At 52.2% G+C, this 10037-nt stretch carries 4 protein-coding genes; 2 read left to right on the top strand and 2 right to left on the bottom strand.

The genetic code is table 11. The features are described 5' to 3' along the window. Together JHC09_RS06190 and JHC09_RS06185 are read left to right on the top strand one after the other, a co-directional pair. Window positions 1-97 (top strand): IS3 family transposase (locus tag JHC09_RS06190; protein ID WP_199530998.1); only part of this gene is annotated, 97 nt, incomplete at its 5' end. 2 nt (window positions 98-99) lie between these two features. Beyond that, window positions 100-951, top strand: coding sequence for a DUF3987 domain-containing protein (locus JHC09_RS06185; protein WP_199531228.1), 852 nt, complete (start codon window positions 100-102; stop codon window positions 949-951). Between the two features lie 37 nt (window positions 952-988). On the opposite strand, the gene JHC09_RS06180 is transcribed toward JHC09_RS06185, so the two are convergent. Further along, a complete protein-coding gene (locus JHC09_RS06180) occupies window positions 989-1951 on the bottom strand; it encodes a 3'-5' exonuclease (RefSeq protein WP_199531227.1) in 963 nt (320 codons plus the stop codon). Window positions 1952-1955: 4 nt separating this feature from the next. Then, a complete protein-coding gene (locus JHC09_RS06175) occupies window positions 1956-8936 on the bottom strand; it encodes a reverse transcriptase domain-containing protein (protein WP_248308901.1) in 6981 nt (2326 codons plus the stop codon). Window positions 8937-10037 lie beyond the last annotated feature (1101 nt).

Genomic DNA, 10037 nt, shown 5'->3' with positions numbered 1-10037 from the left:
CGACTATATCGAGCGCTTCTATAACCCGAGGCGCCGGCACTCTACACTGGGTTATCTGAGCCCCGTAGACTACGAAGAAAAAGCTAAGTTAGCCTAACCGTGGGTCCACCGAACCGGCAGCAGCTCATATCTCAGCTATGGAACGGTGATCCGATAAACAGAATTCGTGCTGGAGATGGTATTTCGAGTTACTTCGGGCGACGCCTATCTATGCACCTAATGGCCCAGCCAGCGGTACTAGCAAACTTGCTAGAAGATGGACTTGCTGTTGAGCAGGGGTTTCTCGCGAGAGCTCTAATCTGTCAGCCCACGAGCACGATCGGCACGCGGCTATACCGGCTCGCCGGGCCCGAAAGTCATGCCGCTCTTGGCCTTTTCAACGCGCAACTGAGGCGAACCCTAGCGCAGCCATTGCCGACAGATGGAGATCGTCAACAGTTAGAGCCCCGAACCCTCACGTTATCGCATAGGGCGGAAGTTAGTTTGAGGGCTTTTCACGACGAGCTTGAGTTCGACCAAGCTCCAGGTGGTAAATTCGAACTTGTGCGCAGCTTTGCGTCAAAGGCCCCGGAACAGGCTGTACGAATTGCAGCGGTACTCACACTGTGGAGCGATATCAAGGCCCAAAGAGTTGGCGATCAAGCCATGGAATGGGGCATCGAGCTGGCCAGATACTACATGGGTGAGGCGGCTAGAGTAGTAGCGCCTGCGCGTGTGTCGATAGGGATCAAGAATGCAGAAAAACTAAGCCAATGGCTCAACGTCGAGTGGCAACACACCACGATAACCCCGCGTGAGATCCAACAAAGCGGGCCAAATGCTCTACGTAATTCTGCGACAATCCAAAAAACGATCCAGATTTTGGAAGAATATGGTCACTTAAGCCTGTTGCCAGAAGGGACCATGGTCCGCGGCGTACGAAGAAAAACGGCCTACCAGATTGTAAAATAGCTCTCAGCACAGCAGCTACTTCCGCTACAAAGAGACCTCACGGTAGCGGAAGTAGCGGGGTTGCGTGCTCTGGGAAGATGTCACTGCGTTCTGAATAGCGAGCAGTAAATCGATCAAGGGCGCTCAACCGCCGCACATCAAGTTGAACTGAGTTACACAATAGCTGCGCTTCCATAAATTCTCTCTCTGAGTTGAGTGCCTCCTCGCGCAGCTCTATCCACCACCCCTTAGGACCGAATGTTGTGTCCGCATTCCAGCGATAGCCACGATCCACGAACGTCGTCCTGTTCGAATATGGCACTCCCATGGCAAAGACACGCCAGGTAGCTTGCCGAGCGTTCTCTAGCGCGAGGCTGAGGAGACATTCGTTCGACGAGTTAGCCTTTTGAGCAAGGAGCGCAACTCCTGCCTCGCAATCATCTATAGCTCGGTGGGCATCAAAAAACAGTTTGTAAGCCGCAAGAAGATCGCTCAGCCGGCGGCTAGTAAGCCCCTCTCTATTCCAATCGATATCAGTCATGGAGCAAACCCAGGGCATCACTGAAAACTTTGCGCAATACCGTTCTGCCATTGGTCGATCAAACGCTGCATTGTGCGCGATAACTACGGCGGCCTCATCTAGAATTGATGTCAAGATTTCAGGGTCTAAGCGGTGGCCCTTGACCATTTCGTTGGTGATACCCGTTAATTGGGTAATCTTTGTTGATATAGGGCTATCGGGCTCATTCAAATATGATTGTGGCTCGCCTATCGCAACGATTGTGCCATCAATCTGATACTCAAACGGCAAGATCCCAATTTCGATCAGCTCTGACTGTCCAACATCCAATCCTGTACTCTCGATATCGACAAAGACCGCCTTTCGCGTGGGCAGGGCGGCGCGCGGTAGAAGGCAGCGGCTCAAGTCGACCCGCCGATAAATCCGGTAACGCCCACTCTCTTCCAGCTCTCGAACAGCGGCTTCTTCATCCGAAACGGAGATCAGATTCGTTCTCGACATAGGTTCAGCGCGAAAATTTCGTAGTTGAGCTATCCCGAGGAACGGCAATCACAGCTTGATCAATCGTAAGCGGGTGACTGTCAGAAGGCAACTCAGCACTGTGCCGCCACTCATCGTCGATGTATAACCAGTCAACAAGCGCAGGTAAAACATCAGGCGCCACAAATCGCCACCGATTGTTCTTAAAGGCCTCCGTACGCTTATTAAGCCAATGCCGGTTATCTGCGAAATCCTCGAGAACTTTCAGCGCTTCAACTGTTAGCTGTACCGCCTCCTGTCGCTCCGCCTCGACATCATCTGAACTATGGCGATAGGCAAGTTCGTCTCTCCAACTATTTTTGCGCTGCAAAACTCTGTCAAATATTTCAGCTGCCTCTGCAAAGCTTTTAGAGCTCGGATCATCTGAACGTTTTCTTTGAATTCTCCTCCCACCGCGCGATGACGGCTTAGTCGAAAATATGAGTGGTAGATGCGCCACTAGCTCTAATGACCTACCTTGATAGTGCGGACGAGGCTTCAAATCCGTTGTGTGTAGGGGATCTACGTCGGCGATAACCATCGCCGCCTCATTCGGCTTCAGGGGGCCAGTGTGGTCCGAAGACACGATGAATATTCCAGGCGCAATAGAGCCGTACGGTGTGTCCGCCTCTCCAGCTTGTTTCCAGCCATCAAGGCCAATGAACGCACTACCTCCACAACCGTATCCCGGCTCAACTGCGTTACAAAAGACAGTGACTAACCCGGCAGCAAGATACTGGTTTTGGCCAAAAATGTGGTAATCCGCAGATCTAGAAGTCATAGCAGGCAAAATGATGATACTGCGTTGCATCGCTTCTGACCGATACAATTCTTTAGCCGCAGCAATATTTCTATAAGAGGTCCACTTCGCGAAATCACGTATATCTGCGTACAGATCTTTCACTGCGCGATCCATAGAAAATTGCAACGCATATTTGGAACAAAGCTCCCCAACTTCGTCCAGAATACCCATAAAGTTAGCACTGCTCGCGTGAGCAAACATCTCAGAGCACACAAGGTCAACTGTGTAGGCCCCCAACCGAAACGGATTTCGCTCATTGTGAAGTAGAGGCACCCATGGCTCCCCTGGATGGGGGACGATAGCTTCTTTCGATGCTGCAGACGGGTAGCGTTTGGGCCGCAAATAAACGTCGACCTTTGCCTTATCACCAACATTACTGGCATCCAGACAGGTTAATAGCGCAGCATGTGCGCGCCACGGCGTAAGCCCGACAGCATCGTCACCGTCAGCCCGATGGAGAAAAGGCTCATTCCCAGAAGATGTGTCCGAGTGCAGCATTGAGCCATCAGGCACTCGGAACGTCCCACACCATACGGTCAAGCTCATTTTTTGGTTTCGCAAATAGCGCGCAAGCCAATTTACAGTCTCGGGTCGTACGGAATACTCAGGCAGGACAAGTCCATCAACTCTAAAATTATCGCATGCTCGAAGCACTTGCTTAAGTATGGCTCGACGACGAAACTCTTCGTGTGACTGAAAATAGCCTCCATCATTAATTTGTTCTGGAGTAGCCGGATCGCCGCTTAATGTTACTAACCCTTCTAGTTCACCCGCGCGCGCGCCGGGCGCGTCATAGGTATTTGTAACATCCCACTGAACAAACGCGATCCTTTGTCGGCTCGTGTCTCGCTTCGCTCTCTTGAACCAATTCTTTTCCTGCGCGGAAATCACTGACGGAGGGACGATTGCGCCACCCACGGAGGTCGTGACAGCGGCGAGCTCATCCTCACTAGGAGTGTGATCGCTGGTATTCGGAGCGGCAGCTGCAGGATGGGCGACCAAGGGCTCTACTTCATCCGTGCGCACATCCGCAGCAGAGGGGGAGAGAGCTAATCTGTCGGTTGCTTCAGTTACAGAACTGCCCTGTTCTCTCTCTGCAGCCGATCCGTCAGAAAATGCGACCTTGCCAAACGCCGCAGTAGCAAAGTGGAAGCCAACTACTCGATCGAGATGCTTGGAAACCGAATACCGATAGACTAGTCGGCCATCCTTTACATTTCCCTCGATCGAAAATTGGCGTTCCTGGAATAGAAATGCAGGATCGACCTGAAAGTCACAAAGTGGGTAACTCGTACCATCCGGCATGCGATAGACGGTTCGATTTCCTACGTGTTCTGTCGTACGCGGAGCGACGGAAGAGCTGATGTCTTCAACGACAAGTCGCGCAGCACGTGTGAGATTTGCCAGTTGCCTCCATAAATCCCGGTTCATCCCTGCTTCCATCGCAGCGAATAATCCCCACGGCCAGTTTTCGACTGCTTCAATATCTGGAGCTGCCGCGCTCAGCGGATGTATCAAAGCTTCAATAGCTGATTTGGCACTAGTGCGAGCCTCCGTGCTCATAACCCACAAATTGGGCCGCTCAGTCGTAAATTGTACTCCAAGAGGTGGTGTCACTTGAAGCAAGGTCGACAATGCTAGCAGCCACCCCAGTGGCGTTGTCAGATCTCTAATTTCGTTTGCACCAAGACGCCCGTCGGCCATGTCAGCAAGAGCTTGAAACAAGCCTCTAAGCTGATCATCAATGTCGCTGCTTAAGTTTGGACGCCCGGCGATCAACAAACCACCAGCTGGTAGGCTCGCGGAGAGATCCGACAAGTCTATTGGCACCTCACCTAGGCGGCGAACCGTGCCCGAGGGAAGGGCGGATATGATCTCTAGACAGATTGCTCGCAACTCTGCGCTTATGCCTGTCACGCGATAAGCACAAACTAACGAATTAATCGGTTTTCTAGCATCCTCCGAAATGCCAGCCGACCGCTCCTCGAGGCGCTCCGCAAGGCTAAGCCATGCGGCAGCACTACGCCTGGTAGTGAACAGTGACATTTTGGACGCTGGCCAGATCTTTGCAGCAGCAGGAAGTGCGCGGGTCACCCGTTTTGCAGCTCGTGTAGCTAGATTTCCTAGAGCACCCGGAAGGTTTAGGTTCAGCTTCGATTGGAGGCATTCAGCCATAAAGGCACCCTCCGCTGTGGCCGCCACCAAGTACGTTGCTTGTTCGCTAGGCTCTGCTGTTTGTTCGAATGCGCTGAGAAGCCGGAGCGCGCGTTCTATCCGCGTCGGTATATCCGATGCAGTAGTCCGATGGCCCGGCCCCCACTGATCCCCTGTCAACCGTGGTAACACGCGCGCGAGCAATGCATCTCGACGATGCCCCTCACGTTCAAGCGGTGTGTCCCCATGTTTATCTAGCTGATCTGCATCGTCAGCTGGCCCGGAAGGCCTGCGGCTCACATCCAAAACTGCCCACCCGTAACGCCACAGCTCAGCCCCATTAGCATGGACGGTGCGCGCCTCTAGCGCAGAGCCGACAACAACGAACGCGTGACCATCAACTTCTTCGCGAGGCATGTTCCAACACACCACGCGCAGTGCTTCAGGGTCTACATCTCGATCGCTGCCTACCTTGCCAAAGAAAGAGAACGCTGTTGGAACAGGAACAGCGTTAGCGTTGCCATTGACTAGATCTATGTATTGTTTGAAACCAGCCCTGTAGATCTGGGAGATCAGACCAGGATTCCAATCTATGTCCGCTTCGAATAGCGGCACACACGGATGTCCTAAATTAGCCTCCCACCAAAATACTGGGATTTGGCCAAAGGCTGATTTAGTACCCTCATCGATTACCTGCGCTGTCCAGTCCACGCCCAGAGGTAAAACCGGTTTCGTATTGAGCCCTATAAACACAAGGACACCATTATCGCACCATGCCATGACGCCGGTCGACTTTAGGCCTGGAGGAGCAGGAAGCGCCTTCACGCTTTCACTCTTGAGAAGTGACTTCAAGATTAGAGGCCTAGTGGAGCAAATCTCTTGGAAGCGTTTGTGAGCTACGTTTATTAGCGTCGAAACCGCGTCGAGTTCGATCTCACCAAAGTGTTTAGGAGCATCTTTGTCACTCGGGCACCAAACATCCAAAATTGCCAAAGCTACCGAATTAAGGTCCCCATCGATATCTGGGGCTTGATCCAAGGGCGAGAGATCGCGCCCACCTGCAGCGAAATGCTGAAGATCTACAATTGCCTTCTCTAAGCGGAAAAACACATCTGCCGCTTGTGTCCGAGAAGGAACCAAGAGCGATGTAGTGCCCGGATGGAATGAGCTGCAGTGTCGGTACAGAGATAAGCGGGCATCCTGTGGAATGGCAGGCAAATCAGGCCCCCCTCCAAAATGGTAACCCGCTAGCGCGTCAAACTTTCTGTCATCGCCCAATGTTTTTCCAACATTGTCAGCCAAGCACGCTAAAACTGCCACGTGGCTACGAACATCAAATCTGTTCAAAAAATCGCTAGCAATTGACCCAAGACAGGCCTGTACCACAGCTCTGACCACGTCCTCCAGAACTGCACTGGCTAAGTTTTGTCTGCTACGGCGCCACAGCGCACTTAAATCGTCATCTAATCTATCCGGAATTTGAACTCTAAGCGCGCGCTCAAGAGCCTCAACCGCTGCAAGGACACGCTCCACACGGGCGTCTGCCGTATTCGCGTCTGTCCGATTGCTAGAAAGAAATTTGACAAATTCATCTGCAATAGAATTTGCGTCGCCGCCATTTGTGGCAGCAAGCTGCCAGTATCGGCGATACGCGTTTGCTCGGTCACTGAAACGCACCTCGTTAGCTGACAGTGCCAAATCGAGTTGCTGGAGTATGGCTTTAGGCTGCCGGAGATCATCGAGTAGGGGATCGAATAGGAGCCCCAAAGCAGTTCGACGGTCAATGTCACCCGCATCCGCAAGTGGATCCATTTCTGCGGTAACAGGCATTTCAGATAGAGGCCCGGAGAAACCAAAGCCGCTACGATTATCGGTAAGCCACGCCCTAGCCTGAGCTCTGGTCATCAATGGAGGCGTTGCATTCTTCCTGTTGAGCGACAAGCCGCGGACTTGTAAGTGGCTTTCGATTTTGCGCCGCAACATTAGCGCTATTTCCGTAGTCGGACAGACAATAACGATGTCGTCCACGTAGCGGGCATACGCCGCACTGCAACCGACGTCACCGTCGCCGGCCTCGCGCGAAGCATTTATGTGCGCAACCTCCGCGCGCATCATCTCATCAAGGCTGAAGAGCGATAGATTAGCTAAATAAGATGATAAATCAGCGCCCTGAGCCAGTCCCTTTAACGCATTCTGGGCGCCGGTGATTGGATCCGAATGTACATTATGAAAAGCATGCAGGGTTAGCCAGTCAGCAACAGCGTGCCCTCGAGCTTTGGCACTTTTCTCCATCGTTGGCTTAAATAATGATGCGAAGGCTAAGCAGCCGCCATCCGCCTCTTTAAAAAGTGCCAGCGCAGGTTCAAGTGCTGCTTCAAGTAGCTCATGCACATGATCGCTTCTGACATTTTCATAAAAACTGGAAATGTCGAGCCGTAGTATCTGCATATCGTCATGACGATAGGTGCGGATTTTATTCTCGAGAAAGTCAATGAAGCTACGCCAGCATTCGTAGTATGGCCGAAACATACCTTCGCGAGCAGGTGGTGCTCGTCCGTTCACAACTGCGTCGTCAACCTGATATGCGAAGCTAAGCGCTTCAGCCTCTCGTGACGCACCAGTTTGATATATACCACTGCCGTCACCTGACCGATCATACCTCACAGCAGGTATCAGGCTAGAGAAACCCACGGCGGCCGAATGTTCACGGAGCAACTCAAGAAGCATATACTGCTGCAACAAAGCGTCCGCCGCTACAGGACCGGCCTTTAACCTTACTGCGCCGCCGCCTTTAGGGATGTAACGAGATAGCAGCCACGAGCTTGGACCGTCTCCATCCGACAACCTCTTCTTATGGATGTTATAGAGAGGTGTCGCCGCAACGTTCAGTCGCTCCCAAGCCTCGTCGTCGATTGGGTACTCTCGCCGCATGGCCGAAGATCGCCCAATGTTCAGAGCCGAGATAAGCTGCGCTCTGGGTGACGTGGCTCTCTCACCAGCGTCAAATACTGGTGTTGCTCCTTTCGGTTCTGAGTAAGCGCGAATTGCGCCCACAAAGCTGTGAACTCGGTCAGGAAAAACAAACGGAGTGAGCAGTAGTTGCCAGCGAACACTGGGCAGGCTTCTAACCACACGGTGAGCGATAGTTGCGAGCTCTAAGGGTGGAATTTCGTCGAAGTTATCGGATAATTCTTTGTCCGCTCGATATGCCAACAAGTATTCAAAGACATTAAAAGTGTGCGACGAGAGAAGTTTATCAGCATCTTTAATATCGACTGACCGCAACCAGGTATCGGGATCGCTCTTTGCTCCTTCGCGCGAAAGCGACGTAACTTCAGGTGTAAAAACTACGCCGGCATCCAAAAGGCGGAATAGGTCAATGGAAAGATCGTATGCCCCCCTCCTGCCGGCAGCATCCGAATCTAGAAAAATCCTGATGCGGAGCCGCTTATCTAGTTCAGCTGCCGTTTCTACCAAGCTGCGGATCTGGTTGATTTGACCACCCGAAGCCTTTGCCCCGAGGATTGCAACCGCATTGAAACCTAAACTCTCAAGCCGGAGCTGATCAAACAAGCCCTCCACGATGTAAAGGGTCGTCTCTCCCGCCGCCTTCGCGCTTTTCCAACCATGAACGACCCTTTCAGCGCCATACAATGTGTCGCGACGAGGGAATCCAAACGAGTACAGGTATTTGGGCTCCTCGCCTGCCAACGCCCTAGCCGCGTAGCCTGCGGGAGCCCCTCCCTTCTCACCAAGTGGGAATACAATTCGTTTTCCAGAATAGAACCCCTTGAGCCAACTTCTTTTAGACCCATCGATACTATCGACCAGCTCGGGCCGAACCACCCCCGCCGCCCTTAGCTCGTCTTCAAGTTCCCTATCAGCCCGCGCTTTCGACCTAAGAGCGTCCAAATCATAAACACCGGCCCCGACAGATGTCAGGAATGATGCCGAAAAACCCCGTTCGTCGGCGATCACAGCTAGCGCAGCTTTATCACCCTCACTAACCAACCGCCGGGCAAAGGTCCTACTACCCGCCGAGCGGGTTAGGTGATCTCTATTTACTAGCCCGCCGATTGGCATCCCAATCTGTTGTGCTAGCCACTGGACCGCATCCAAGAAGTCCACGCCCAATTTCTGCTGAACCAGATCAACAACGTCACCATGGGCGCCACAAGAAAAGCAATGGTAGTTATCCCGACCGTCATCGCGATGATACAAGTACAACGAGGGATTGCGATCATCATGAAACGGACAAATCGCCTTACGGGGCCGACTACTTCCTCGATCAAGAGACACGCCAAGCGCTTCCGCGACCTGCACAATGTCACTTTGCTCCACGACTAGACTTACCACCCCTAAAGACCGACCAGACTTTGCCAATTCCCGCTCCCACAATCAGCTTAACTTGGCGATAACATGCAATTACTCATCTGAACACGGATAATAGCGCAATCAGCAAGGTGCTGGCAGGACAAACGATAAAATCGACACTTAGAGTTTGGGGTACAAATCAAGACTGGATCGAAGTCTATAGAGTTGAGCTGACCGGATGCTTTTCCGCGCAACACAGGACCTGATAAAACCTTAGATTTGATAGTATCTGAGGCGATGCAAAGCATCGCAACGGACCGCAAATATTATGGCGGGCCCTTTGGCGGGTAGATTGCCAAAAACCTGAAATTTCTTAGGAAAATCAAGGGTAAATGGCGGAGAGAAAGGGAAACTCAATCTCTCGAACTTTTTCAAGCAAATTCAATCACTTAGCACGCAATGAATGACGTTCTGTGTACCACAAAAATGTACCAGCTGCCAATAGCATGCGCGATTAGCACAAAACATCGAGAAAATCCCCTAAGGCCTCAGCCCCTCACCTCGTGAATTAGCGCGGGAGTATTATTCACATGACCTGTGACCAAGCACCTCGTTGAGCCCGATTAGACCGTCTCCGCGAGTCCAATAGAGAATAATTCGCGGAGCGGCATAGGAGGAAATGGTGATGGCAGTGGACCTCTATGTCACCTCAGAGGTCGCTCTTTATCAATTCACCTATATCTAACGGCCTCAGCAAAGTAGCTGCACGGGTGGCGGTGCGCCTTTTAACACCCGGAC

Origin of the sequence: Devosia sp. MC532, from assembly GCF_016461625.1 — a bacterium.
Classification (GTDB): Bacteria; Pseudomonadota; Alphaproteobacteria; order Rhizobiales; family Devosiaceae; genus Devosia.
Note: the sequence above shows the minus strand (reverse complement) of the source record. Positions and strands in the feature narration are given on the sequence as shown.

What these genes read in the sequence shown, in the direction of transcription:
- JHC09_RS06180 (WP_199531227.1), bottom strand. Translation starts at nt 1,951, where the DNA reads ATGTCGAGAACGAATCTGATCTCCGTTTCGGATGAAGAAGCCGCTGTT.